Source organism: Shewanella waksmanii, assembly GCF_043643685.1.
GTDB classification, from domain to species: Bacteria; Pseudomonadota; Gammaproteobacteria; order Enterobacterales; family Shewanellaceae; genus Shewanella; species Shewanella waksmanii_A.
In genome coordinates, this window is sequence record NZ_JBHZSN010000006.1 from 304,198 (window position 1) to 330,972 (window position 26,775).

The 26,775-nt window shown below is 43.4% G+C and carries 20 protein-coding genes; 5 read left to right on the forward strand and 15 right to left on the reverse strand.

All coding sequences use genetic code 11. The features are described 5' to 3' along the window. Window positions 1–2: 2 nt before the first annotated feature. The 12 genes from tssC (ACHUFW_RS11965) to ACHUFW_RS12020 all read right to left on the reverse strand — a co-directional run bounded on the left by tssC (ACHUFW_RS11965) (window position 3) and on the right by ACHUFW_RS12020 (window position 16,440). On the reverse strand, window positions 3–1,538 hold the full coding sequence (gene tssC / locus ACHUFW_RS11965; RefSeq protein WP_394203321.1) for a type VI secretion system contractile sheath large subunit: 1,536 nt from the start codon (window positions 1,536–1,538) through the stop codon (window positions 3–5). A gap of 42 nt (window positions 1,539–1,580) precedes the next feature. Beyond that, window positions 1,581–3,074, reverse strand: a complete 1,494-nt coding sequence (gene tssC / locus ACHUFW_RS11970) for a type VI secretion system contractile sheath large subunit (protein ID WP_394203323.1) — start codon at window positions 3,072–3,074, stop codon at window positions 1,581–1,583. Beyond that, entirely contained in the window at window positions 3,071–3,574 is a 504-nt protein-coding gene (gene tssB / locus ACHUFW_RS11975) for a type VI secretion system contractile sheath small subunit (RefSeq protein WP_394203324.1), read from the reverse strand. The genes tssC (ACHUFW_RS11970) and tssB overlap by 4 nt, the downstream gene beginning before the upstream one ends. A gap of 35 nt (window positions 3,575–3,609) precedes the next feature. Beyond that, window positions 3,610–4,719, reverse strand: a complete 1,110-nt coding sequence (gene tssA, locus ACHUFW_RS11980; protein WP_394203326.1) for a type VI secretion system protein TssA — start codon at window positions 4,717–4,719, stop codon at window positions 3,610–3,612. Between the two features lie 204 nt (window positions 4,720–4,923). Next, the gene (locus tag ACHUFW_RS11985) at window positions 4,924–5,706 is read right to left on the reverse strand and encodes a PP2C family protein-serine/threonine phosphatase (protein ID WP_394203328.1); all 783 of its coding nucleotides are present in this window, start codon (window positions 5,704–5,706) and stop codon (window positions 4,924–4,926) included. Then, window positions 5,706–6,428 (reverse strand): type VI secretion system-associated protein TagF, encoded by a 723-nt coding sequence (gene tagF, locus ACHUFW_RS11990; protein ID WP_394203329.1) that lies wholly within the window; start codon window positions 6,426–6,428, stop codon window positions 5,706–5,708. The genes ACHUFW_RS11985 and tagF overlap by 1 nt, the downstream gene beginning before the upstream one ends. After that, window positions 6,410–9,958, reverse strand: a complete 3,549-nt coding sequence (tssM, locus tag ACHUFW_RS11995; RefSeq protein ID WP_394203331.1) for a type VI secretion system membrane subunit TssM — start codon at window positions 9,956–9,958, stop codon at window positions 6,410–6,412. The genes tagF and tssM overlap by 19 nt, the downstream gene beginning before the upstream one ends. A gap of 23 nt (window positions 9,959–9,981) precedes the next feature. Further along, entirely contained in the window at window positions 9,982–11,274 is a 1,293-nt protein-coding gene (gene tssL, locus ACHUFW_RS12000) for a type VI secretion system protein TssL, long form (protein WP_394203332.1), read from the reverse strand. Between the two features lie 27 nt (window positions 11,275–11,301). After that, window positions 11,302–12,630, reverse strand: coding sequence for a type VI secretion system baseplate subunit TssK (tssK, locus tag ACHUFW_RS12005; RefSeq protein ID WP_394203334.1), 1,329 nt, complete (start codon window positions 12,628–12,630; stop codon window positions 11,302–11,304). 23 nt (window positions 12,631–12,653) lie between these two features. After that, on the reverse strand, window positions 12,654–13,124 hold the full coding sequence (gene tssJ / locus ACHUFW_RS12010; RefSeq protein WP_394203336.1) for a type VI secretion system lipoprotein TssJ: 471 nt from the start codon (window positions 13,122–13,124) through the stop codon (window positions 12,654–12,656). Between the two features lie 18 nt (window positions 13,125–13,142). Next, on the reverse strand, window positions 13,143–14,408 hold the full coding sequence (gene tagH, locus ACHUFW_RS12015; RefSeq protein WP_394203338.1) for a type VI secretion system-associated FHA domain protein TagH: 1,266 nt from the start codon (window positions 14,406–14,408) through the stop codon (window positions 13,143–13,145). A 55-nt stretch (window positions 14,409–14,463) separates the two neighbouring features. Then, a complete protein-coding gene (locus ACHUFW_RS12020) occupies window positions 14,464–16,440 on the reverse strand; it encodes a serine/threonine-protein kinase (protein ID WP_394203340.1) in 1,977 nt (658 codons plus the stop codon). 576 nt (window positions 16,441–17,016) lie between these two features. On the opposite strand from ACHUFW_RS12020, the gene ACHUFW_RS12025 reads away from it, so the two are divergent. Together ACHUFW_RS12025 and ACHUFW_RS12030 are read left to right on the forward strand one after the other, a co-directional pair. Then, window positions 17,017–17,634 (forward strand): response regulator transcription factor, encoded by a 618-nt coding sequence (locus ACHUFW_RS12025; protein WP_394203342.1) that lies wholly within the window; start codon window positions 17,017–17,019, stop codon window positions 17,632–17,634. Window positions 17,635–17,884: 250 nt separating this feature from the next. Beyond that, window positions 17,885–18,679, forward strand: coding sequence for an ABC transporter permease (locus ACHUFW_RS12030; protein WP_394203344.1), 795 nt, complete (start codon window positions 17,885–17,887; stop codon window positions 18,677–18,679). A gap of 41 nt (window positions 18,680–18,720) precedes the next feature. Here the strand turns inward: ACHUFW_RS12030 and ACHUFW_RS12035 are convergent, their stop codons facing one another. From ACHUFW_RS12035 to glnE, 3 genes are all read right to left on the reverse strand, one after another. Next, window positions 18,721–19,116 carry a hypothetical protein gene (locus ACHUFW_RS12035; RefSeq protein ID WP_394203346.1) on the reverse strand — a complete coding sequence of 132 codons (396 nt, stop codon included), beginning with the start codon at window positions 19,114–19,116 and terminating at the stop codon, window positions 18,721–18,723. Window positions 19,117–19,218: 102 nt separating this feature from the next. Next, window positions 19,219–19,845 carry a hypothetical protein gene (locus tag ACHUFW_RS12040; protein WP_394203348.1) on the reverse strand — a complete coding sequence of 209 codons (627 nt, stop codon included), beginning with the start codon at window positions 19,843–19,845 and terminating at the stop codon, window positions 19,219–19,221. A gap of 166 nt (window positions 19,846–20,011) precedes the next feature. After that, window positions 20,012–22,879: a bifunctional [glutamate--ammonia ligase]-adenylyl-L-tyrosine phosphorylase/[glutamate--ammonia-ligase] adenylyltransferase gene (gene glnE / locus ACHUFW_RS12045; RefSeq protein WP_394203350.1), complete on the reverse strand. Its 2,868-nt coding sequence runs from the start codon at window positions 22,877–22,879 to the stop codon at window positions 20,012–20,014. A gap of 251 nt (window positions 22,880–23,130) precedes the next feature. On the opposite strand from glnE, the gene ACHUFW_RS12050 reads away from it, so the two are divergent. From ACHUFW_RS12050 to ACHUFW_RS12060, 3 genes are read left to right on the forward strand one after another with little or no spacing between them, the layout of a single operon-like run. Beyond that, complete coding sequence (locus tag ACHUFW_RS12050) at window positions 23,131–24,084, forward strand: hypothetical protein (RefSeq protein WP_394203352.1); 954 nt, start codon at window positions 23,131–23,133, stop codon at window positions 24,082–24,084. 13 nt (window positions 24,085–24,097) lie between these two features. After that, complete coding sequence (locus ACHUFW_RS12055) at window positions 24,098–25,000, forward strand: DUF350 domain-containing protein (RefSeq protein ID WP_394203354.1); 903 nt, start codon at window positions 24,098–24,100, stop codon at window positions 24,998–25,000. Between the two features lie 25 nt (window positions 25,001–25,025). Next, window positions 25,026–26,753, forward strand: coding sequence for a polyamine aminopropyltransferase (locus ACHUFW_RS12060; RefSeq protein WP_394203356.1), 1,728 nt, complete (start codon window positions 25,026–25,028; stop codon window positions 26,751–26,753). Window positions 26,754–26,775 lie beyond the last annotated feature (22 nt).

The window sequence follows — 26,775 nt, forward strand, 5'->3', positions numbered from 1 at the left end:
ACTTAATTTCTTGGCGTTAATTCAGTCACCAACTTGATACTTGATACCATTTGATCAAGTTGGAAATGGGGCTGAAGCTGAATGATGGAATAAAAATGTCCTGGCTTCCCCCGCATCTCTTTGACCTGTACTTGGGCACTGCGTAATGGGTATTTACTGCGTATCTCATCCGAAGCGGATTCTGACGCGGTAGTATATTGATGCAGCCATTTTTGTAATTCTGATTGACATTGTTCGGCAGAGAGTGAAGAGCCCACTTTATCTCGGCCTAACACCTTAATGTAATGGGCAAACCGAGAGACACACAAAATGTACTGCAGCATTGCTGATAGCTTTGCGTTTATACTCTCTTCCAAACGCTCATACTGCTGTGGCTTTTGAACGGAGGCATTGCTGTAAAACACCAGATGTTCGCAACCTGGAATGGGAGACAGCGGAATAAACCCTTGATCTGATAGTGACTTTTCTGCGCTATCTGTCACCAGTAAATTCACCGAAGGTTTACTTGTTTTACGATGTAAATCCGTTTCATATTGGCAAACAGGCAAGTCGCTCACTAAGCCTTTTTTCTTTTGTCCTGGCTGCATTCCACGGATCTGACCAAACCATCCTGATTCAGTAAAAGCCCGAATCAAAATACCAGCAAATGCATAAGCCGCATTACCCCAAAGATGATCGCGTTGTGGTTGTGATATTTGCTCTTTAAACTTAAAACCTTCACTGCGTAAGCCATCAATTCGATAAGGTGGACGCATAAGAATTTGCGGCAACGTTAAGCCGATAAATCGGGCATCATCCATACGCCTAAAAGCATGCCACTTAATGTATTCAGGTTGTTCAAAGGTATCTGCATAGTGAGTACTAACGGCAAGATCGGAGAAATCATCAGCGCCAAAAAAAGTCGGTGAAACCGATGAAATAAATGGCGCGAATGCCGCAGCGGCAGTACGAGAAATCTCCTTCAACACTTCAATATCATTGAAACCTTGTCCACCGTATTGTCGATTACCTATCATGTAGTCGCCGACAACTACCCCAAACGGCTCACCGCCTGACATATCAAACTCATTGTTATAAATAAGCTTAAAAAACTCGCTTTGATCGAACTCTATCGCTTTATTAATATCTTTGCTCAAGGTCTTCCAGCTGCAGTCAAGCAGCTTTACTTTGACGCGTTCTGATTTATCACAGCGTTGTTTTTGCTCGACCAAATACAATACACCACGCCAGCTTGCTTCAAGCTGCTGCACGCTGGGGTGGTGAATAATCGCATTAAGTTGCTGCGCTATTTTACGGTCAATCTCGTTGACTGCTTTTAACAACAAAGGATAGATAGACTGCTTATCTAAGCGAGGGAGTGAAGCACCACTATTTTCTAACCATAACAGCAGAGATCTTCTACTATTAGGCTCGCGCAAAAATCGCTCCACTAAATGCTTATTCTTAAGCCGGAGTTGTGGTTCAGATGCCGCAAATGTACACGCGGCATCATGCTGAAATATTTCATCATCAACAAATGAAATGCTTTCCTGACTCATGCAGATATCTATCCTTGAAAGCGCATATCTTTGAAAGCGCAGTTAGCCCACTTTAGGAATTTTTGCCACTAGCCTTAGCGAGGCAGTAAGCTCTTCCATCTGTAACCACGGCCTTAACCATGCAACTGCGTTATAGCTGCCTGGTTGTCCAGGAATCTCTTTCACTTCGACTTTTGCATCAGCGAGTGGGTATTTGGCACGAATATCTTGCCCCCCTCCCTCTGATGCATTAACAAAAGATAAAATCCAACGATTCAACCAAGACTCAACATCTTCCGCTTCCATAAAGCTACCAATCTTATCTCGCGCCATTACTTTCAGATAATGGGCAAAACGTGATGTCGCCATTAGGTATGGCAAACGAGATGAAATTGCGGCGTTAGCAGTCGCATCATGACTGGAGAATATCTGTGGTTTTTGGCAAGACTGCGCGCCAAAAAACACCGCATAGTCGGTATGCTTGTAATGGCACAGTGGCAGAAAACCTAACTTGCTCAGCTCTGCTTCACGGCGGTCTGTAATACCGATCTCAGTTGGACACATAAGATCAGGATCGCCATCATCACTGGTAAAGATATGCGCAGGTAAACCCTCGACCTTGCCGCCTCCTTCTGCGCCTCTGATCGCCGTGCAGAATCCATACTTACTGAAAGCTTGCCCCATATTGGTTGCCATCACGTAAGAGGAGTTCATCCAGCAGTAATCATCGTGATTGGCGGTTTTAGAGCGAGTACTGGTTTCATCCAGTTCAAACTCTTCATAGCAAAATTCTTCAACTGGCTTTGTCGCATTACCATACGGTAGTCGAGCGAGCACTCTAGGCATGGTCAAGGAAACAAAACGAGAATCATCACTTTCTCTGAAAGAACGCCACTGAGTATATTCCAATGACTCAAAGACTTTCTCTAAGTCTCTGGGTTTACTCAACTGAGTCCAGTCATCAAAGCCAAATAGCGATGATCCTGCAGCGGAAATAAATGGACAGAAGCCCGCAGCTGCCACGTTAGACATTAACGACAAGGTTTCGACATCTTCAGGGTGATTGCTAAATTCGTAATCGCCAACTAAGCAGCCATAAGGTTCGCCGCCTGGCGTGCCAAATTCCGCTTCATAAATCTTTTTGAACATCTGGCTTTGATCAAACTCTACCGCTTTACTTAAATCCTTATGGAGCTCTTTTTTACTTAAGCTCATCATACGAATCTTAAGAGTTTCATTCGTTTCTGAATTACTCACGGTATGGTGTAACCCACGCCAACTGCCTTCGAGCTTTTGTAAGTCATCGTGATGCATAATAGCTGCCAGCTGCTTTGAGATTACGCTGTCGATCACTTTAATCGCTTCATTAAAGGTCACTGTCAGGTTTTTATTCCATTTTACCGTGCCTTTTAACGCCTCCTCAGTAAGCGAGCGAATCAATTCTTCGGCGCGATTTGAATCGGTTTGCTTTGTTGCACCAATAGCCTGCTCCAACAAAGAGACACTCGCCTGCTCTGCTGCTGGTTCTAATACCGCATCCGCTGTTTCCGTGCTCATGACTCCGCTCCTTGAATATCTAATTCTTGCGCTAACTTTTCTAAGCTCGTCGTGTTGTTCAGTACATCCTCAAGGATATTCTCAAGATCTTCGGAGCGATCTACTTTGGTCATCAGATCTCGCAGTTTATTGCGGGTTTCCATCAACTTTTTCAACGGCTCAACTTGATTAACAATCGCTGCTGGCTCAAAGTCTTCTAATGAGTTAAAACTTAAATCGACTTTTAACTGCGAATCATCACCCGCCAAAGTATTTTCTACCGCGAGCGACAACGTTGGGTTCATGCGCTTAATCACATCATCAAAATTATCGCGATCAATCTGAATAAACCGACGATCTTTTAAAGGCTTTAAGTTTTCTGTGTTGTGCCCAGTAAAATCACCCGTGATACCAATAACAAAAGGTAACTCTTTTTTAACTACCGTCCCTTCTGTTTCCACATCGTATGTAATATGTACTCGTGGTTTTCGTACTCTTTTTAATCTATCGTGAATACTCATTAGAACTCCTTTCCTTTATATGCTCGCAAGTTAAATCATTCTTCAGGCTTAATACCCGACAACTTAAAATAACCATTCCTTGCTTCACCATCCTGAATCAATTCATTTAATAATTCAGGCAAACTTAAATCACTCCAACGAATCACTTGCTCTATGGCATAAGACATTGGTGAATGTGGTTCTGTTTTTCTAAAAAACTCTGAAACCTTACTCAGATTATTAATAGCCTCTTCCCTTGAACTAAGCTGCTTAATAATATTTTTATCATTAGTTGGTTTATTCTGAGACAGTTCAACACCTTGCTGATGTGATAACTCAGCTTCATCATCAGCAACTCGATGCTTATTTAAAATTGGCTCGGCAATCGTGAGGACTTGTTGCTGACAATGTGCTAATGCTTTACTGATATAACTTGTCGGCTGCGGCACGCCTTGCATGGCGTTGTCCATGGCTGTAGAGAGTAAATTAAACCCGGCAACGGCCTGCTCTAAGTCTTGGCACAAGTGAAGATAAAACTCATCGTCAGTCTCTTTTATACTTAACTCCAGCTCTTCTAAACTCACAGCACCTGCATCTATGCGCTTTTGTTGCTTGTCTTTATCTAATCTTGCCACTTCCTGCGCCTGATCATATTGCCAAGTAGAAAAAGCGCCATAAGTCGAGCCTTGTGATATCAAAATGGATTTTATCGGCTGAATAAGTGAGCCTTCACTATCAACACCATTAAGGCCTATCAAGGGAGAAAGTCTCTCCTCGAGATCTGTGGGGTCGGGAGTCGGATACAATGCATCCCAGTACAGTTCTATCAACTTCGCTGCTAGCACAAAGCCTTCGGCCAAGCCTTTAAAACCCGATAACCTGCAACGCGCTTCAATAAACCAAGCGACATATTCCAAGTCTTTACACTCATCAACTAATGCTTGTGGAACCTGCTCGGCGATCGGCCGCCAATCTGTGGCAACGCTAAGCACGTTTTCTTCATCAACTAAGGCTTTACGCTCTTTAGCTCTTGCACTATTTCTTACATCTTTAAGGGAGTAATACCTTGAAGTTGGACTAACATTTTCACGAGGATCATTACCGCAAGGATTATCTGCAGAAACAGGTAATGTATATTCATCTATTTTTAGCATATCAAATTGCACAAATTCAATCCTTGAATAAAAACCAAACATTAATTCCAAACAAACAAAAAACACTCAAGTATATATAAATTTAAAAATCACACCCATGCGAATACATACCTATATACACCGAAAAACAAAAAACACCCAAACAAATAAAAAATATAAAACAATCAGAAGACATAATAATCTGCATCACACATTTAAATCAATAACGAGAATTAATTACACAAATACAGGTATGGTTTTATCCCCTTCATCAACATCGCGAGATTGATTATTTGAAATGCCGTAGTGAGTTTTAACCAATATACAAGTGACATTATCTTTCGCATGACGAACTAATGAACTGTGAATTAACGCCATACCTGAATCAATGATATTTCCTGGCTGAATAGCATTAGCAATTTCATTATCAGTCAGCTCTTTATTTAATCCATCCGTACATAAAAGGAATATATCGTTATTGACCAAGGTACCTTGCTTAATATCCACTAATAAGTAATCGTCCACTCCTACGGCACGGGTGATCACATTCGCTAAAGGATGTTGTTCAGCTTCTTCAGGGAGCAAGACACCCTCGTCGACCATGTCATTAACCTGACTATGATCTTTGGTAATTTGTTTTAACTCGTTGCCGCGAAACAAATAACCTCGACTATCTCCAGCCCACATTAAGTGATATTGGTGTTGATGAATCCACAAAATAACTACGGTACTACCAGCGATTTTTCCGGCAAATTGTTGTTCGCTCATCTGTCTTAAACGTCGATTACTTTCCTCCAACGCACTCACCAACAATGCTTGGCTAACCTGCTCAGGCGTACAGTGACTTAAGGACTCCTGAATAACATCAATCACAAGTTGACTGGCAACATCACCAGCTGCATGCCCTCCCATGCCATCTGCCACGACCCAAACCCCCAAGTGAGTTAGCTCTAAGCAGGCATCTTCATTAATTTCTCTTACCGTACCTCTATGGCTAATCCCATGACTTGTTTGATGCATTACTGTTTCTCCGTGACGCGCGCCACATTCCAATCTCTTTCAGCCCATTGGCCATTGAGCATTGACACAAACTGGCTCACCTCTGGCAGACCTTCACAAACGATAAAGCAGGGAGATACCCACTGTGAGCCCTCTGTCCACCAAATGCTGTAACGTCCAAAATGTTGTTGGTAATAACGATGCAATAAATGATCAGCAGCAATTCCTTCACGGCCTTGGAAAACCCATGACTTTTTGACGAGATCTACATGCTGGTCATTTATGTGTAGATTTTCAGGAGCGGTAGCAAAATCAATCCTATCTATAAGCTTTGCCAACCAAGGTTCCAATTGACAGTCATCTTCCAAGGTTTCAAGAATGGCTTGCTGGAAGCTCGGAGCCCAATCAGCGCTATGATGCCAAATAGCCAAAGGACTTAACCGATGCTGAGCCGCGAGGGTAAACGGGAAGTGGCGACCGACATTATCGACACTTGGGATCATCGTGCCGCACATGGCAAAGTCACTGCACACACCAGCTGACAACGCAAAATGCCAAACAGGGCTGGTTAGGTAACAATCTAACCAGCATTGTGGTATTTGCTCCTTACTGACCGCAACGACCGCCTGCTGCCATTCACTCCAGCTTTTAATAAAATCGGCACTGAGATTATGCTGCACAAAATCTCCCTTTGACGGTACTTTGCCGCAGTAGCCGATCGGGTTTAGAGATTTCGTGGACATGAAAACTGCTCCATATTGGCCATCCAAAACGGATTATTTACGCTATTGGCCACCAGCTTCAGTTCTGCGTTGTAGCCACTTAACTCAATTTCTAGTACACCATCTTGCTTAGTCTGAGGGCGCTTATTACTTAGCTCGTCAAGCAAGCGGAAAAACGACCACTCTCCTTCATATTTGATGTTAATTGAACGTCCGCCATTGGGTGGAGTAAATGCAATGCGTGTTTCGTTATTGGCACTGATGCCTGGCCAAACAAATTGCTCTTTTCGTGACGGGCCATGACGGTATTTAAGCTGTTGTTCATCGACTTCCAACATAAATAAGCTGACGTTGCTATCAAGCAGTTGCGGCTCTAACGTAAAATCGATTTTGGGTCTTTTGGTACCGGGTTCAAAAAACGCTTCTTTAATCACTTCCGCTCGCTGATACATTAATAAAATGTCATTGCTGATGCCGATGTTCTTGGTAAAGCGCCAAGGTTTTTTACTGGTATCGACATGACTGGCGAGGTACTGGTCCCAGAATTTATCTAACGTCCCGCCATAGCCAAAGAATTTGCTAAAGTCTTTCAGACGTACATCTTCTGCAGCTTGGCGATTAAACGGATACCGACCTTTAATGGCACGATTGAATTCAGCCAAAACTTGCGATTGCCAAATGCCATTAAAGCGTTGATTTTGATTATTACTTGCCATGCGCTTCGCTTGATAAGCAATATCATCGAGCCAATTGTTCACTGGATATGGCATATCGATGATCTGCTCTGCCAGATTGCTACCTAACTGAGCAAATTGACCTTCTAAACTTTGATTCATCAAGCTTGCGCGGTTGTCACCATTGAGCATAATCTTGCCAATGTTTCGATTCAGCGCCCTCAGTGTGGTTTGAATCTCATCTAATTGGCTAAGCTCTATCGACAGTATTTCGCTAAACGCGAGCTCAACGTCTTTACCTGGCAGCTCCACTTCTACTTGCAACGGTTCTTTAGGTAATAAACGATTGATTTGGGTTTTCTTTGATTGAAACGCAACATCACTGGCACTTTTAGCGACTTCAACTGCCGCTTTGGCATTTGTTGATAGTGGTAACTTAGTCAATTGCACATTTTTCTGTACCGCTGAAATGATGGTTTTAATAGGCTGATCTGGGCTAGACAAAGCTCGGGTAACTATCTCTGCTTGTGACAGCGTTTGATAATTTTTCACTGCGATATCAGCAATAAAGTCTTCCCAGTAATAGATATAATCACGAATGTACTTCCTTTCTAACTCTGCAGCTAAACGCTGCTTGGCTTGTTCATCAAGATGATTTAGATCATCACCATAAACCCAACTATCCGCGGTTAGATTTTTGACAATTTTGCTTTTTTCTATGCTAAAAATACCGTGGAAACCATTAAAGGTGAACAGCCCGGGAATACCCGCATCAAGCGCTCGTCCGCTTTGAAACATCAACCCATCAAGACTCTCATAACTAAGAATATCTATCAGCCTGAAATCCGGAATACTGCTTTGCAGATGATCGCTTTTAAGTCGTTGATATGCACGTTCAACCAAAGGTAGCATCGTCAAGGTCGCCCGAGCTTGAATGACCGCTTCTTCATTGATTGTCGAGCCACGAATTCCAATTCCTAGCAGGGTAGCTAAGTGACCATTAAGTTGTTCACGTATACTGGCATTAACTTTACCTGGTACATTGCGGTCAAAATAAGCAGAAAACCAGACCTGAATATCATCGGCATCAAAGTGCTGTGGCTGATAAAACATCAAATAGGTTTTTAACGTTTCGTACAGGTAGTTAAGGTGTGAACTATTTTCAGCCATTTCCTGCACAAGCACCTGCATAAGAAACGGCCTAAAATACCCCTCCAGTGCTCGCTGGTAAGCGGCATCCGCAGGCTGTTTTAGCTTATCGCCTTGGAATAATCCCAACGTTTTTGCCTGCTGCAAACGATCGTTGTCTACACCTTGCGCCAACACGTGCAATTGGGTTAACCCCTGAGTTAACGTCACAATTTGCGACTGCGGATTCAGCCCGCCATCTGTCAATTGTTGATAGTGTGTCAATGCTTGTTGGGTGCCATCAATAAGCTGACGATTCCACTGATAACTGTCCCACCACGCATAAGTCATCACCAATGTTACAGTGGCGGCCATCGCAATCGTCACCCGCCTTAGCTTTTTATTCTTTTGCGTATGTTTTCGATTCGTCGAAGCAAGATTTTTCTCAGGAAAGATAACCTCTTCCAAAAGCCGTTTAATAAAATAACTGCGACTTTGCTGATGAGTACTATTGTCAACAGTGCTGGTTACGCCACTGCCTAAATGCTGAGATAGATGATCAATTGGCTGACCTTCTTGGGTCGCACTCGTGAGATAAACACCCCGTAATAATGGCGACTCTTCATAAGCATTGGGTGAGAAAATTTCTTTTAGAAAATCATCTGTCGCAGATTGAAGCAGTCGCAACTGTTTTGGAAATTCATAGATCCGTGCACGCCTAATCAAGTCCCTTTCATGCATCAAACGCTGATTAATGCGAGCATTGAGGTTAACTAACAACTCATGAAACTCTTTGTTGAAAGAGCTAACAGTATTGTCTTGAGGCTGACTCAAATCTAACTCAAAGGTAATACCCCAAATTTGCTCACAGTCTTCTTTATCAAAGTCGCTAAAAAACTCATTAAAGCCCGCAATCAAATCAGATTTAGACAACAACACATAAACAGGGAAAGTCATACCCAACTGATTTTGCAGCTCCTGCAATCTCTGCTTAATTGCTCGTGCATGCAGATTTCGTTCTGTCTTGGTCTGATTCAGCAGCTCAGCCATACTCATGCTAATGATCACGCCATTGATTGGTCTCTGGGGGCGAAATTTTCTTAATAACCCCAAAAAACCTTGCCATGCGCGACTATCTTGAGTTGCATGGCTATCTTGGGTGGTGTAGCGACCGGCGGTGTCAATCAACACAGCTTTATTGGTAAACCACCAGTCACAATGACGAGTACCTCCTACACCTTGAATCATATCAATACCCATTTTCTCTTTTAGCGGGTATTCGAGTCCTGAGTGGCCTATCGCTGTGGTTTTTCCGGAGCCAGGTGGGCCTATCATGATGTACCAAGGCAGTTCGTAAATACTTTTGTTTTTGGCTAATTTTGTGGTTTTTAAAATATCGAGAGCTTGTTGCATTTTCTTCTGCAGCAAGGCAATTTCATTTTGAACAACCTCGTCTCCAACGGCACCTTCTTGACTTCCTTCGCCATTAATCAAGTGATTGACCATCTCATCACTTTGTTTTTTACGCTTGGCTTTATAGATGAAATGAACGCTTCCCCAGATGATAACGATACTGAGTAATACAATAACTCTGACCAAAGGCGATGCTAGCGGCTCGTAACCCGCAATCGCGACCATCGGACCACCAAACCAAAGCAGAAGGGCCAAACAAAGAAATCCAACAATAGTAATAAACCACTTGGATTTAACATAGTTAACTAGCTTGTTGCCCAATGATTTTATTGACATTTAACAGTTCCCTTGTATGACAATTAAAATAGCAAGTCGATTTCAATTCGCCGATTAAGCGCTCGATTATGCTCGCTATTATTCTCAACTCTTGGTTCAGACTCCCCTCGTCCTTCGGGCCAAAGTCGTCCACTCAATGAGGCATTATTGGCAAGAAAGTTACCGATTGCGGTGGCTCTGGCTAGAGACAAATGCCAATTGGAAGGATATTTACTGGTAAAAATGGGGTCATCATCGGTATGGCCCGTGATCAGAATCTTGCCAGAAGTACTCTCTAACGTGCGGGCTATTTTGGCTAGAATCGCCTCAAAATCAGACCGAGGCTGAGTGCTTCCCGATGAGAACAGCACCCCCGCACCAATACGAATGCGAGTGCGATCGCTTAACTGTTCAACTTCCAGCAACTGCTTAGCAATTTCAGTTTGCAACAATTGTTGTAATACCAAGGCCTCATCACGACTGAGACTCTGCGCGTCATGATTATTGGTTGGCTGCCATGGCACCAGCGCCACCAACGATTTGTACACGTTAGACGAATATTGATTAATGCTGTAACTAAATCCCATGTATATAAACAGGGTTAAGACCGCAAATAACGCCCCAATGACCCAAATGGGAAATGGCTGTACAAAGGCCACATCTTGAACCACTTTATCACGCCAATTAGGTGATAGTGCTTTGTGACGATCACCTTTTACAGCTTGCAACGCTTGGAAGGCCCTATCCCTTAACTGCTCCAGCTGCTGTTCACCTTGAGGCTCTAGACGCATTTTGCCCGCAAAACCTAACGTTATACATAAATACATCAGTTCGAGCAGCTGATGTTTTTGTTGTGGTTGTTGTAAGCAGTCTTGCATTAAAGTAAAGAAATACTCTCCGCCTAAGGTTTCTTTATGAAACGTTGACAGTAAGCTCTCCGACGCCCAAACACTCTCTCCTCCCCAAGTGGTATTGAGCACAGTCTCATCGAGAAAACAGCACAAACAATACCGTGCTGACTCTATATCTTCAGCAGCTAAATGACTATTGCGAAGGTTTTGTTCGTAATTTTTAATTAACTCGAGACACTGCACTCTTAAAGAGGTCACGTCATCATGATGATTACTATTTCTGATCTGGATGCCGATCGACAACAGTGTGCCAGCCTGATCAACCATAATATTCTGGGACACCCCCAACACGGACTGATTAGCACGGGGAGCTGTTGGCCAGTGTTGAACCTGAGTTTTTTGGCTATCAGCCTCAGTGGGCATTGGTGCTTGCTCAGGTGCTAACCGCATACCTGGGCGTGGCTTTACCACCGTTTTATCATTCACTTTATATCATCCTTAATATGGTGAAGATCAGTTATGAATCACCCATAGGGCGATATCTAAGTCTGGGTAATGACCCGATAAGTGAATAGCAATACCGCCACTTGCCTGTAAGCTACGCCAAAGCGCATGGGTTTTATCAAGCTGAAAATAATGGTATCCGGCATGATAAGGGACCTGACGAGGCGCGACGGGTAACCCCGCTACACCAATACCAGCCAACTGGTTATTGACCAACTCGCGAATTGTTTCTACCGATCCAATTTTTATCTGTGCCGGCAATCGTTGGCGTAACTCTTCGTTGGGAATGCTGGCTTTTACCGCTAATACAAACTCAGCATTGTCTAAACTGGCTTTATCTGCGATTTGGCTGAAATAAATCCCAAATTTGGTTCGTTCAAGGGGCAATTCAATCGCACTTTGCTCATACACACTACTCAAGAACTGATTAAGCACCATCATTAAAGAGCTAAAACAGGCACTCAGCTTCTCATGGTGGTAATCAGGCAACTGAGCAACGCGTTTATCAGGAGCGCTAAAAGTGGCTAACTCAGCAGACAAGCAGGAAAATGTCGAAAAGACCTGTTCAGGATGAATACCGAGTGTGGTTTGATAGCGTTCAAGAATAGGTTGGTATTTATTAAGTAACTGCAGCATCAAAAAATCGGCAATAGAGCTAGCATTTCCCTGCGCTTGACTCAGCCTTGCCGCAATCGCATCAGCCCGCTGTACCACCATCCCATGCACTTCACTTATCATTGCTTGCAGCACTTCGTTATGCTCCACGGCTAAGCTAGGTACGATGAATTTTTTATCAAGACGAATAACGCCTTCCTCGGAAACATCGATGATCTTGGCGATAGCAAGGCTCACATAACCCGCCCTATCTTCAGCTTGTAATTTGAGCTGGCAATTTAGCTTCGCCACTTGCAACACCTCCATCGCTTCAGCCCCAACACTGGTATCGACAATATTGTGATCATCAAAGCTAAACCGAGTAATGGTATTTTGCCCCATTGCCGAAATATTCTGCCCAGTGGTTTTGCTGACGGGCAAAACGATGTAAACCAGTTGGTCACTGGTTCCCGGTGCAACAGAAATCGCTTCCGGTAGTGGGTGTTGTTGCGGTAACACCGCGAGTGTCGAATCTTGAAAAACACATTCGATGTGGTTCAATCGCAACTGACCAATTCGCAATAAACTCTCATCAATTTCCAATCGATATATTCCCCATGCCAGAGGCGTTACCCGATTGGCTAAGCTGGCATACTGATGATGTAAATACCGTTCTTGTTGTTGCATATGTTGCGGACGCAAAAACATGCCTTCGGTCCAGGCTACAGGGCTAAAATCACTCATAAACTCACTTTCCTGATAGGCATTTATTGCTCAGTGCTGTAAACCGCAATCTTCTCAATATTAATATTCACATCGTCATAGCCAGTGGGATCAACCTCGACTACCGAGCGCCACCGTGACGCATCAATATCTCGGTAGGCGACAACTACGCCGATATATCGAGTATTGGTATTGAGCGTCATCGGGTATTCAAGTTGTTGCATAGGCTGCATTTCTAATTCATCTTTCTTAATTAAATCTGGACCTAAGATGGTTTCTGCAGACTCATAAAGGGTGAAAAAATCCTGCGTATCAAAAATGGTTCTAGAAGACAGCTCAAATAACTTAACCACAACAGGAGATGGTCGCCCGTTAATATCTGGATTAATATCTGCTGAAGCGTTGAACGTTACGTCAGTGGAAGGGGGAACAATGGCATTAATGGTTGAACATGCCGCCAACAACATACCACACCCTGCGACTATGGCCCTAAATAGCCAAACTTTGATATCCATATTCATCATCTGCACCCGTTATATAGTCTTAATTTTTTCATCGTAGGCTTTGATAAAATCATCAGAAAGAGCCCCATGCCCTTGCTGTTTAAAATCACTACACATGTCTTCATATAAGCTCTTGTAAAAGCGCCAATACTTGGTTTGTTTTTGCCCTGGAATCAAAGATTCCACCACCGATAAGTGAGCAAGTTGCTGCTCAACTTTCAGTGGATCTAGTTGAGTCAGTAAGCCTTGCATCGCCCCTGACGCTCCTGCGATAAAGGCTTCATCATGTTTTCTTGCATCATTAAAAGCCGCTGAAATGGCCTGCTTTGATGACAAAAAGGTGCTACTTCTGCGTAAGAATAGGTTCTGAAACACATCATCAATTGAAGCGGAAAACTTCAACGGGTTATTTTCTTGCTGCTGGAAAGTCGTTTGATTTATTCGATACTGATTCTTTAGCGCTGACCGTTGACGTAGCGTCGCCATTAAGCCTTCGAGCATCATTTTCATGCTCTGCCCCATTTCAAATAGAAGCGCATCGGAAACCACTGAAGGTAATTGCTCTTTAGCCACTCCCAGCCCGTCAAAGAAAGCTTTCATATCACCAGAGTCTAGATCAACAGCTTGCTTAGGTTGTGCCGCGGTTTGGTGATTAGGGCTATGATTGTCTGTTTGATGACCGCCAATACTCTCGGGTTCTGATAATGATTCGAAAGATTGCTCCCAAGCTTCTGGTATTGCATGTTTAGGTAGCTGAATATGATCTTGCAAGTCAGGATGCACTGATGGTGCTTGCATGGGTTGTAAACTTGAAGTATCACTTTCTGATGAGACTGACCTTCCCGGTGTTTGTGAGGCATTGTGCAAAACACTAGCGACAGCTAAACCGGTTACTTGAGGTTGCGATCTTGATACAGGCAGTGAGTCGCCTCCAGCCAGGCTTGATTCATTCCAGGTTTCATTGCTGGCCGCATCCGCACCAATCGCTGACACTTTTACTTCATAGTCGCCAAAAGTGAGTAAGTCACCATCAACCAACTTATGCTGACGTTCTTTACCTAACGCTTCGACTGCACGATTAACAAATAAGCCATTGGTCGACAAATCAGAAAGGTAAAATCCATCATGTTGCTTATCGATCCGAGCGTGGACACCTGAAACGACTTTTTCCGGATCAGGTAAATGCCAGTCGTTATTTTGTGAACGACCTAGCGTCATTGATTCTGTCAAGCGTTTGTTGGATACCTGTTCTGGTGATAGCCGATGATAGCTGACAATTTCTAAGGCTAATTCCATAGCAAATTACAATCCTAGTTCCATTGCATAAAATTAAGATCCGCGCATAGTCTCACTATACGCCGCCAAGACGTTCAAACAGTTCATTCCCGCGAGCAATCAGATCTCTTGCCGTTTTAAAATATTGTTTTTCCATATAAATATTGGCGAATCTCAAATACGTTGCAGCGACTCGCTTTTCAAGCTTAAGAAGAGGTTGAAAATCTTGCGGTAAATTGGTGGCCAGATCACTCACCACACCGTCAAAGGCATGTAATTCTTTCGGTGTAGACACGCTATCAAGCTGCACGGAAAGTTGTTCAAATGTCTCGGCATAGTAAATTTCTGCGGCACCATAAGGGTAAGGCTTGTCAAGCCCCTGAGAGATGGCTTGGTTGTAGCTATTGATTTCGACAACCGCTGCACTCATTTTCTGCCCATAATCAAGTAAATCAACAGCTTGTTCATGATGTGCAAATAGCAACTCACCCACTTCATCAAGCGAAGCTAATGCTTTCAGGTCGTGGTTTGATAATGCTTGGTTAAATCGTGATTGGTATAGCTCAAATGCAGCGTCACTTGGCACAAATGCATATCCTGACTGGACCATCTGCATATCATTTAAAATTACCCCAATATCATTGCTTCCGTGCTCACCATATCGACCTTGCGCTAACAACATATTAAGCCGCTCAGACAGTGCGTTTAATACCGATTGCTGATTGGTATCCACTTCAACTTGCATACTGGCTAGGGTGGCTGAGTCTGGAAATAGCAGCTGCCCTTCACGCAAAATCCGGTTAATTTCACTGAAGTTACGATATTGCCCCTTACCGATGCGCGGTACTTGTTCTATATCACGCGCTAGTATCGCCATGATTTGTGGGCGTTTCATCGCCAACAAACCTTGTTTGCTCAACGGACTAATATCAGTGATCGCGGCATACTGGCCAAGTAACTGTTGGCCATTCAACTGCTGATAATCAGCGAGCTTTTGTTGCTGCTGCACAACGATATGTGCAGTGTGTTGCAGTTGTTCAATTTCATTGTGTTGTGACTGATAAAGCCAACCGACGCTTACAATTAAGGTGATTGCTGCAGCAACTGATGTCATTACTGGCCACTTAGGTGTCGCCAAACGCCTAACCATGCTATCAACGCTTACCGCTCTATCTTGCTTATGGAGCGCTAAGCCTTTTTTTAATATGGGCCACAGTAATAAACTGATATTTTTGGGCTTTTCAAGCTTAAACTGAGCAATATCGACTTGGTTTGCCGCTTGCCTGTGATACGGGTGCTTACTTGATAGCAGTTCATAAACAATACAGGAAAATGCGTAAACGTCATCTGCAGCACAACCATCTTGCCCTTCTAGTTGCTCTAAGCTGGCATAAGCAGGTGTAAAGCCACTAAGGGGAGAGCTAACTTCTTGATTAGGTACGGCAAACTTATCAAAATTCAACTGCAGCGCCCTAGCTACACCGAAATCGAAAACTTTGATTTGTCCTTGACGGGTGAGAATAATATTTGAAGGTTTTAGGTCAGTGTGAACGATACCTTGTCTGTGGGTATACTCCAATGCTGCACTTATTTGAGTGATAATTTTGATCACGCCGTCAAACTTAATACCCAGTGGCTTTGAACGCTTGATAACTTGATCTAGAGACTCACCATCAAGCCACTCCATCACCAAAAAGTGGTGTTGATTGTCCGAATCAACATCGTAAACTCTGATGATATTTGGATGGGAAAGTTGCTGAGTTTTTCTCGCCTCTCTCACAAGGACTTGGCGAGCTTCTGGTGTTGCACTGTATTGTGGAAGCAGCACTTTAATCGCCACATAAGGCTCGGCAATACCAGCAGATTCAAACTGCAAATCCTTAGCCTTATATATATCACTCATACCACCACTGCCAATATGCGACTCGATTAGGTAGCGCCCCTTCAAACACTGCCCTATTAAATTATGAGTCTCATTACTATTGTCTGACTTTATACCAGCAATAAGCGTTTTATCTTCCTGAGCGGGTGTATTTTTATTTAACTTATCCATAAGTATTACCATTCCCTACCACTTAACTACCCACATTAATTTAAAATGCGATAATTTTAGGCTGCACATACTGCATTAGGGAAAATAAAAAAACAACACCAAACCAAATAAATAAAATTAATAAAATCAATTAAAATAAATGCAAATTATGAATATCATTTTAAATTTAAGGATTTACAAAAAACTATACCTTTGTATTAATACCTATGAAAAAGTATTAAAACCAAAACACAAAAAACATAAAAAACAACAACTTAAATAATTTACACTAAATAACCAATCACGTTTAAAGATAATAAACCCTATAGTTTGTATAAAATATTGAAAAACACACCTTAGAGTATAAACAGCTCTATAACACACCCTTTAATACAGCTTTGCCAATTGAAAGCGCTATCATTCATAACAAAATAAAATTCAAACAAGATAACATAGTCAAATAGAATATTTATTAAACAATAACTATTGATTTATAATTCACGATCACTAAAATACCGCCCTAAAGGATAATAACATTACAATAAATCCTATCTGGAGTAACAATATGCGCATACTAAGATGTCATAAGGATATGAAATGTACCAAGGTGAATTATTCACACTTAGTGATGACCCGATCAATCTTCAATTGTTAAATAGTTGTGCTGGACTATTAGATCTCGCGCTAAATACAGATCAAGATGCAGAATTTGCATGGGCTCACTCTTCGAGCAAGAAAAAAATATTAATACACTTTATTAATGATATTCCGCTTGCGATGATCAATTTGGATCGCAAGCTTTTTAACAGCGGCAAGCATATTGCGATATGTCACAACCTAACCCTGAATGATGAGTTAGCCCTTCTTAATCAGGGCTTTACTGGTGCTTGCGATAGCAAGCAACCCACTTACATCATGTTGAAAGTGATAAAACAGACTTTAGAAGGTAATTTATCCTTTAGTAATGAAGCCCTGTCCCGATACATTTTGAGCCAGCAACGCCCAGTTGCCTCAACTGAATATTTATCTTTATTTAAACTAACTACAAAGAAAGAACAAGAAGTGCTTTCTTTAGTTTGCATGGGGCTGAGTAATAACGAGGTAGCTGAACGTTTAAGTGTATCGATTAATACCATCAAAATGCACCTGCAGAACATCTACAAAAAAACCAAAGTTAAGAACCGCAGTCAGCTACTGCTTGCCTATTCTCGTTAGGCTAATTTTTTAATTTCTTATTTGTATTAACACAAATATAGACACTTAAAACACTGCTCATACAGAGCAGTGTTTTATCTTGCCCATCAACTCACTATTGAAACTACATGCTGCTGGTTACTGTTAAAATAAAGCACAGCGACAACCAAATATTCCCGTGAGTATAATGCTGAAATTTTCTCGCCACAGGACTGCCCCGAGATAGCGAAACGAGATACACTTAGCGCAAAGTATTCAAACGGTGCTCATCATGCAGGCGACGATAGATATCAGCTGGTATGCAGTCGGCTGTTTTATGCTGATTTTAGCGATTCCCGCGCTGATCAATTTCCGCTTCGAACTCAAACTAGGTAAAGAAATCAGTATCGCTACATTGCGAATGACTGTGCAACTTATGCTGGTAGGTGTCTACCTAGGTTTGTTATTTGAGCTCAATAGCCTATGGCTCAATTTAGCCTGGTTAGCCATCATGCTCATGGTGGGAGCAAGTGCAATCTTAGGCGGTGCAAAACTGCCTAAAAAGGTGCTTTTTTTTCCTATTACCGCGGCACTTCTGATTGCAACTTTGCCCTTAATGGGACTGTTGCTCATGGTATTATTGCAACCTGATCCGGTTTACAGCGCCCAATACCTTATCCCTTTAGCTGGCATGCTATTAGGTAATTGTTTAAGTGGCAATATTGTTGCTTTGCAGCGCTTATTCACCGCGTTTAGTGAAAAGCGTAGTGATTACGAGTCCGCCTTAGTGTTAGGGGCAACGCCTAAACAAGCAGCATGGCCGTTTATACAGTCAGCATTGCAACAGTCGCAAGCGCCTATTTTAGCATCGATGGCAACCACAGGACTCGTTACCTTACCCGGCATGATGACCGGACAAATTCTTGGTGGAACCGACCCTATTATTGCGGTGAAATATCAGTTAATCATCATGGTGGCCATTTTTACTATGCTGACTATCTCGGTGACGTTGGCGCTATTGCTCACCTTAAAAGTCAGTTTACAGCCAACAGGTTTTATTAGAATAAAGCAGCTCATCACACATTAAAAAGGGCACCTTCAAGGCGCCCTTTCTTGTATAAACCAAGCTTACGCGAATAATGCGATAATACTGCCTATTCCCGCTGCGGCTTTAATATATTTGCCAATGCCATAACTATCGTCGGCTTCAGCTTCTGCGTCTTTATCTACCGCTTCTTTTTCAACTGTTTGTTTATCCTCAGACTGAGCAGACTTACATTCACAGTTATTTTTCACCAACTCTTCACTGGGTTTAGTTTCTAAAGGTTTAACGTCTTTAGGTTCTGAGCTTGCTTGCTCGCTTAATGCTTTTCCTGCCTGTGATAAAGTCACTTCAACAGAGACCTTACTAATAGCAGGTTGAGTTGTTGAAGCACCGCCTTGCTCATTTGTTATTGTAGGAGTAATACCAATCGACACAGAAGGACGTGCTTCGTTGACTATGTGACCAGATACCGCGCTCATGTTAATTTTCCGCTGATAGCCCTAATATCCACACTATAGCTGCAACACTATAAAGATGAAATCCCCATCTTCTTAAATAGTGATACAAGTTGTATCTCCATTTTAAAACAATAATTTAAAAGATACTCCCATTTGCTGAAAGGCGGTATTTTCAATCTCAATATGTTGAAATTGCAGGCTCAACGCTTGAGTGGCTGATGGGGCAAATTGCATCCCTAGCGAGAGATAGGGGGCTGTGCCATTATTCATATGTTGATCCGCTTTCATTGTCATGTTGTGCTGCCATTGGAATACACCTACCCCCCATTGAAGTTCAATCTCATCAACTTGATAGCGATAGGCCATTTTTGCTCCCCATCCCTGATATAAACTTGGAGGCAGATAACTCAAGGCCCGTTGCTGTGTTTCAAAAGCGTTAAACGAGTGATATCCACCAATGGTCATATCATCAAAACTAATAGACCATGGCGAAGCTGAGATTCCTGAAACCTTTTCCGCATCAGCTTGGCAATCATTAACGATGAACAGGCTTACGAGTAATAGTAGCCATGCCACAGGTAAACGCGGTTTAGCGCTGTTTTTATCGTGTTTTGAATTCATCACTGCGGGAATAGGTCTTGATTGACGAGCCTGCTGCAAATGCTTAACCAAGCTAAAAACCATCGCCTCACAAGGTATTGTGATTGACTTATTGATTGTAAAAGTGGGTTGATTACCGAGCTTAGCCATAGCAGCCTCCAAAGCTTGTCGCATTGAATAGTTCAGCTGCATTAACTAGGCCATATTTTACCTAACCTGCAATATCAATAAGTTACTTATGCACTGCTAGCTAGTTTCGCAATTTGCAGTGCATTTTAACGGCCATTTGACACCTGTTTATCCACCAAAGCTCATATCAACACTGTGATTCTATGGCCGAAGCATAAATGGAAACCACTTGTTGTGAGTGCTCTATAACTTGGTTTTGTGGAACCCTTGTCGGTTTTTGTTGTAGCGTCAGACGATGGCTTTCATCTCGCAGATAACAATAGGCATCGGTCAATTGTTTTGCTTCAACGTAACTAAGTAACTCCAATTCAGCTAACGACTCAAATATTCTGACATTATCAGACCACATGGTCAGTTCTTTATGCTCTGAAGCATTGGCTAATACCAGGTATTGAGCGATAAACTCAATATCAGCAATACCGCCTGGACTCTGCTTTAAGTCAAACTCATCTTGTTCAACTTTCAGCAAATGATCACGCATTTTGACACGCATATCTCTTACAGCGACAGCTAATTGCGATTTTTCTCTGCTAGCACATAACACTTGCGAGCGCAGTTCATTGAAACGCACTGACAAGTCAGCATCACCAAACATAAAGCGGGCGCGCACTAAAGCCTGATGCTCCCATGTCCAAGCTTCATTTGCTTGATAGTCGCCAAAGTTTTCAATTTCACTCACTAATAAACCTGAGGCACCGGAAGGTCGCAGCCGCATATCGACCTCATATAACTCTCCCGAAGAGGTTCGAGTGGAAAATAAATGCAAAATTCGCTGCGCAAGTTTTAGATAGAAATGCCCAATTTCTATTTCTCTGTCGCCGTTAGTATGCAAACTGTCTGGGTATTTAGTGCGATTGTAATCATGAAGAAACACCAAATCTAAGTCAGATCCATAGCCAAGCTCTATTCCGCCCGCTTTACCGTAGCCGATCACAGCAAAGCCCATATCTGACCCCGTTAAATGCGGCGGCACACCATGGCGAGCACTCACTTGTTGCCAAGCTTGTAAGATCACCTGTTCAATAATCGCTTCAGCTAACAAGGTTAAGTGGTCACTGACTTGCATCACAGGTAATACCCCGGTGACATCAGCCGCTGCAATTTTCAACTGCTGCGATAACTTAAACTGACGCAAGGCCTCCATCTGCTGTTCCATATCATCTTCTGGCACCCGCAAAAGGTATTGTCTCAGTTCACTGCCATAATCATCCAACGCCGTCGTATCGTATAACTGCACCGGATCAATAAGCTCATCGAGCAACATAGGAAACTTAGCCAGCTGCTCAGCAATCCACGGGCTGGCCATACACAAGCTGACCAGTTGTTGTCTCGCGCCGGGGTTTTCATACAACAGCTCTAGGTAGGTTGTTCGAGTGAGGATCTGGTCTAGCACTTTAGATACGGGCTCGAAGGCTTTGGAGGGTAATTCAAAGCCAACAATTTCATTTAATAGCCACGGCATTAGCTTATCTAAGGTTTGTCGGCCACGAGGTCCAATTGAGCGTTTTATCACCGTTTGCCACCACTGCTTTAATGCTGGCCAAAATGCGTCATCATCGACCCCATGTTCAAGCAAAACTGCTTGTGCATGGTCATCTTGTTGAATATTCCACAGTTGCTGCGTCCATATGTCATCCACATCATCGGCATCTTGACCGCCAACGGTATCTTTAAAGTGACCATGGATTTTATTCATCGCCGCTTCAACATTAGCCCTAAGCTCGGCTTCAGAGGCCATGTCTAATGCGTAACAAAGCCGTTGCCAATTGAGCGCATCACAGGGTAAGGTTTGCGTTTGCTGATCAGCTATCGCTTGCAGCAGGTTTTCCACTCGACGCAGCAGTTGATAGCTTTTCTTTAACTCATCCACTGCCCGATATTCTAGTTGCCCCAGTTGATATAAGGTATCAATCGCTGCAAACAGAGATTGTTGGCGTAATGCCGGCTCTCGCCCGCCTCGAATCAATTGAAAACTCTGCACCACGAATTCAACTTCTCGTATACCACCAGCGCCCAACTTAATGTTGTCTGTTAATTGGCGACGTCTCACTTCTTGCGAAATGAGTAGTTTCATTTTACGTAGGGATTCAATGGCTGAGAAATCTAAGTAACGGCGATAAACAAACGGGCGTAACATCCCGTGTAATTCGTCACTATAATGGGTCCACGGCCCTAGCGCGCGGGCTTTCACCATGGCATAGCGTTCCCAGTCCCGCCCTTGCTCTTGATAGTAATCTTCTAAACCACTAAAGCTAACCACTAATGGACCACTTTCACCGTAGGGGCGCAGGCGCATATCGACCCGAAAAACAAAACCGTCAACCGTCACTTGATGCAACATATTCACCAGCCTTTGTCCCATACGAATAAAGAACTGCTGGTTTTCTATTGGCCTCCGCCCTCCTTGGGTTTCACCATGCTCAGGAAACGTAAATATGAGATCAATATCAGATGAAAAGTTAAGTTCACGTCCGCCCAACTTACCCATGCCCAATATCATTAATGGCTGTGGATTGCCTTGTTCATCACAGGGTGTGCCCAATTGTTGAGACATCAAATGATATAACCAGTCTCTAGCTGAAATAATCAAGGCTTCAGCTAAAGTCGATAAATCCACTAAACATTCATTTAACGGTGCGTAGCCGATAAAATCGCGCCATGCGATAGTCACCATTTGCCGATTGCGATATTGGCGCAAAACTGACTTCGCCTGCTCCTCATCTTGTAAATTGGCCAGCAAGGCTTGTAGTTCGCCATCAAAGGTTTTTCTATCAAGATCAACTAACAGGCCTTGAAACAAAGGCAAAATCCACTCTGGATGACGGGTGAGCTGCTCGGCAATAAAGTCACTGAGGCCGATAACCTTATACAGCTCTTGATGTTGTTCATCAGACAGCTGGCTGATTTCAGGCCACCTAGCAATCAGGCGTTGGAGGTGTTCATCTGCTCGTTCACAGATAAGAGGAGAAAGACCCGACTGACTATGATGCTCCATGGTAAAAATATTCCCTAACAGTTTTATCTGCCGACATAATATGTCATAAATGATATAGATATGATGTAAATGCAATCAAAGTGTAAATATCTGAGTGCAAGATCGCCTTGCAGCAGATGATTGGTTAAAAAGGGTTATTGCTTCACACCTATGTGAGGTTACTATACCTTAAGCAGACTATGTATTGTGTATGAAATTTAAGGGCAACTTATGAATTATTGCCTGACATCTGAAACAAATTGGGAGAAAACATGGCAGTAATGCTAATGCGTGTTCTCACCTTGACGTTGTTGCTTACCTTAGTCGGTTGCGGTGACGATAGGCCAGAAAAAATCAGCCAATACCAAGGCTTAGCAAAACAACGAATTGATGACCTCGGCAATATGCTCGATAACGGTCAAATTCGCAATGCAAACTTGCTCAGTCAATACAGCGATATCGTCGCGAAACAAAATAGTGAATTAACGCCACTATTAAACGAATTGGCAAAAGACTCAACCTCCGCAGGTCCGCTCTATCAATCGCTTCAGCGTCGATTGAACGAGTTAAGTGTCAGCAGTAATTTTGTCGATCTCGATCAGCAACTGGCGGAAGCGGAAAACCTCTACCAAGCAGCCGACCCGAGTTTGTTTAACGACATGCTTTCTGACCCTGTTAATGTCGTTGCGGACATGTCCCAAGGCGCACTCGCCAGGGTCAACTCTATTAGCCGAGAAGCTGCGGTATTAGCCAACGGCGCAGAGGACTTTGGTGCCGGCAGTCAACTAGTTGGTAATCCCTCTTATGGAGAATGGCAAACAGGTTCAAATGGCATGTCTTTTTGGGCTTGGTACGGCATGTATTCGATGTTTTCCAACTTAGTTCGCGGCCCTGTGTATTACGACAGGTGGTCAAGTGGCCGTAATTATAGCTATTACAATGATGTCGGACGCTATCGTTATACCTCCCCCAAACAAGCTCGCAGTCAGAACGCGACGTTTGAGCGCACTCAAAAACAGTTTAGCCGCCAAGGTAAACGATTTGATAGCCCTTATGCCAAGTCACGCTCAGGCTCCACGAGCTTATCTCGCCAAAGTGCCAGCGTGCCTAAAGCCAGCAGTGCTGGTGCGGCAAAAAATACTAAGTTCCGCTCGAACTATGCCAAAAATAGCAATTTAAGAAATTCTAGCAGTCGCACTACACGCGGCGTGCGTCGAGGAAAATAGGTAGGAAATGACAATGACATTTTTGAACAGTTATGAAGGCCTGAGCTTTGACCTCGCCATTATCTTAATCATAGATTTAACCATCGCCATCGCACTGCTCGCGGCAATGCGCTATCTGCAAGGCTGGTCAGTAAAGGTGGATAGCCGTATAGAGCTTGCCGAAAAAGACAACTTTGCTTTCGGTATCAGTACAGCAGGTGCAGTAGCAGCCTTAGGTATCGTATTAACCGGCGCAATTACCGGTGAAGCTGCCGAGTCATTTCTTGTTGAAGCAATCGGGATGAGCGCATACGGGCTTTTCGGTTTGGTATTAATCAAGCTGGGGCGCTATCTGCATGACAAAATTGCCCTAAACGAAATAGATAAAAATGCCCTTATTATTAAAGGCAATATTTCAGTCGCTTTAGTCGATGCAGCGGCCGCCATCGCCACGGCGATTATCATTCGCTCCGTATTGCTATGGGCTGAAGATTTAACCCTAGATACCTTTATCGCGATTTTCAGTGCTTTTGCAGTATCACAACTGATGATGGTGGCATTAACCCGACTCCGTGAGATTCGCTATGCTAAACGTAACCAGCAAGCATCAATGCAAAAAGCTCTCGCGCAGGGACAAACAGCGTTAGCGATTCGTCATGCAGGCTACATGCTCGCCATGGCTTTGAGCTTCAATGCTGCAAGTCACTTTATCGTGTATGTCCCCCAAGCTTATGTAAGCAACATTCTTGGCTGGTTGGTGTTCTCAGTCATCATGCTGGTTTGCTTGTCTTTACTACTGAAAGTGGTCAAGAAGCTGGTTTTGGCCGCCATCAATCTAGCTGAAGAGGTGGAGCAACAACACAACATAGGTATTGCGACCGTCGAATTAGCGATTAGCGTCGCAATTGCTATGATTCTAACAAGCTTAATGGCCTAGGCTGTTTGACAACATAGGTTTTTAAATGCCCTCCTCAAGTCAACCTGAGTCAGTTACCACTGGCTCAGGTAAAATCAGTCGCTTTGATGATATTTTACTGCTAGGCATTATGGCTGTCCTAGCAGGCTGCGGTCTTATCTATGAGTACCTGCTATCCCATTACGCCGGACGAATACTCGGCGCCCTAGAAGCTGCAATTTACACCATGATTGGGCTGATGATTGTCTCAATGGGATTAGGGGCCTTTGCGGCACGAAAAATCCGATGTGCATTCAGCGGCTTTGCGATTTTGGAGCTCACTGTCGCTTTATGCGGTGCACTCGCCATTTTAATCACCGCTGCAGTCATCGGTTTTGGTCAACAACTACCAATATTGGTTGCGGAGATGGTTGGACTGCCGCCGGATCAACTGCCCAGTGGCGGGTTCATTGGTATATTGCAAAAGCTCAGTGAATATTTGCCCTACGTTTGGGGCGTGATTCTCGGTTTGATGATCGGCATGGAGATCCCGCTGATTGCCCGAGTTCGACAATCACTGAGTGAGCAACACCTGTTGCATAACGCCGGTACCATTTATGGTGCAGATTATATCGGTGCCGGTATAGGTGCAGCCATTTGGGTGAGCTTTATGCTGGCCATCGACATCCAACTTGCCGCAGCACTGACTGCCAGCTTTAACCTCATCGCCGGCCTGCTATTTCTGTGGCGATTCTGGCCAAAGATCCGCTTCGCTCCCATACTACTTGTTGGCCATTTTATCGCAGCAGCGGTGCTGCTATTACTGGCTTGGCATGGCCCAAGTTGGGAGCAAAACTTCAATAACCTGTTGTATAAAGATAATGTGGTCTACAGTAAATCGACCCGTTTTCAGCAATTAACGTTCACCGAAAGACTACGTGGTAATGACTTACCACCTGTGTATTCCTTGTATATCAACGGCCGCCTGCAATTCTCTAGTCAAGATGAGCATATTTATCATGCGTTTTTAGTGCACCCGACATTGGCTGCAAGTGCACGAACCGACAACGTATTAATTATTGGCGGTGGCGATGGTCTGGGATTAAAAAAAGTGCTCGACTGGCAACCTAAATCAGTCACCTTGATGGACCTAGATGAAGATTTAGTCAAACTTTTCAAACAGCATGACAACGAGGTGCCCAGTCGTTTACGCCAAGCACTGTTTACATTAAATGCTGATGCTTTAAACGACCCTCGGGTCAATCTCATCTTTAACGATGCCTTTAATGGTGTGGATGAACTGATTAAACAACAGCAAAAATTCGATGCCATCATTGTCGATCTGCCCGACCCCAGTCACCCGGATCTCAATAAGCTGTACTCGGACATGTTCTACTTAAAATTAAAAGAACTGCTCAGTAATGATGGGGTGGTCACTGTACAGTCTACCTCGCCATACCATGCACCCAAGGCGTTTATTTCCGTAGCAAAAACACTGGAATTAGCTGGATTTGATGTGCAGCAATATCACCACAACGTGCCAAGTTTTGGCGAATGGGGTTGGAGCATTGCGACATTATCGGGCAAAGATCCCCAAAGCCGATTAGCCTTATTAAACCGTATGCCAGTTGTTGATGACTGGCTCACTCTTGGGTTAATCCATGGATCTTTTGAGTTCCCTAAAAATTTCTATCAACACATTGACGAGATAAAGCCAAATCGCATTGGCTCATCTCAGCTGTACCAGTACCACCAACAGGCTTGGTCAGAAAATGAAAGGTTAGTGTTATTCTGATCAAAAATAGCGCTTGACATAA

Bases quoted from the DNA above. Each gene is read 5' to 3' on its own strand.
- tssM (WP_394203331.1), bottom strand. From the start codon at position 9,958: ATGTCAATAAAATCATTGGGCAACAAGCTAGTTAACTATGTTAAATCC.
- ACHUFW_RS12060 (WP_394203356.1), top strand. From the start codon at position 25,026: ATGCCCTCCTCAAGTCAACCTGAGTCAGTTACCACTGGCTCAGGTAAA.
- tssK (WP_394203334.1), bottom strand. From the start codon at position 12,630: ATGAGTGATTTTAGCCCTGTAGCCTGGACCGAAGGCATGTTTTTGCGT.
- ACHUFW_RS12035 (WP_394203346.1), bottom strand. From the start codon at position 19,116: ATGAGCGCGGTATCTGGTCACATAGTCAACGAAGCACGTCCTTCTGTG.
- tssC (WP_394203323.1), bottom strand. From the start codon at position 3,074: ATGAGCACGGAAACAGCGGATGCGGTATTAGAACCAGCAGCAGAGCAG.
- ACHUFW_RS12040 (WP_394203348.1), bottom strand. From the start codon at position 19,845: ATGGCTAAGCTCGGTAATCAACCCACTTTTACAATCAATAAGTCAATC.
- tssJ (WP_394203336.1), bottom strand. From the start codon at position 13,124: ATGGATATCAAAGTTTGGCTATTTAGGGCCATAGTCGCAGGGTGTGGT.
- ACHUFW_RS12020 (WP_394203340.1), bottom strand. From the start codon at position 16,440: ATGGATAAGTTAAATAAAAATACACCCGCTCAGGAAGATAAAACGCTT.
- ACHUFW_RS12030 (WP_394203344.1), top strand. From the start codon at position 17,885: ATGCAGGCGACGATAGATATCAGCTGGTATGCAGTCGGCTGTTTTATG.
- tssC (WP_394203321.1), bottom strand. From the start codon at position 1,538: ATGAGTCAGGAAAGCATTTCATTTGTTGATGATGAAATATTTCAGCAT.
- glnE (WP_394203350.1), bottom strand. From the start codon at position 22,879: ATGGAGCATCATAGTCAGTCGGGTCTTTCTCCTCTTATCTGTGAACGA.
- tagH (WP_394203338.1), bottom strand. From the start codon at position 14,408: ATGGAATTAGCCTTAGAAATTGTCAGCTATCATCGGCTATCACCAGAA.
- ACHUFW_RS12025 (WP_394203342.1), top strand. From the start codon at position 17,017: ATGTACCAAGGTGAATTATTCACACTTAGTGATGACCCGATCAATCTT.
- tssB (WP_394203324.1), bottom strand. From the start codon at position 3,574: ATGAGTATTCACGATAGATTAAAAAGAGTACGAAAACCACGAGTACAT.
- tagF (WP_394203329.1), bottom strand. From the start codon at position 6,428: ATGTCCACGAAATCTCTAAACCCGATCGGCTACTGCGGCAAAGTACCG.
- ACHUFW_RS11985 (WP_394203328.1), bottom strand. From the start codon at position 5,706: ATGCATCAAACAAGTCATGGGATTAGCCATAGAGGTACGGTAAGAGAA.
- ACHUFW_RS12050 (WP_394203352.1), top strand. From the start codon at position 23,131: ATGGCAGTAATGCTAATGCGTGTTCTCACCTTGACGTTGTTGCTTACC.
- ACHUFW_RS12055 (WP_394203354.1), top strand. From the start codon at position 24,098: ATGACATTTTTGAACAGTTATGAAGGCCTGAGCTTTGACCTCGCCATT.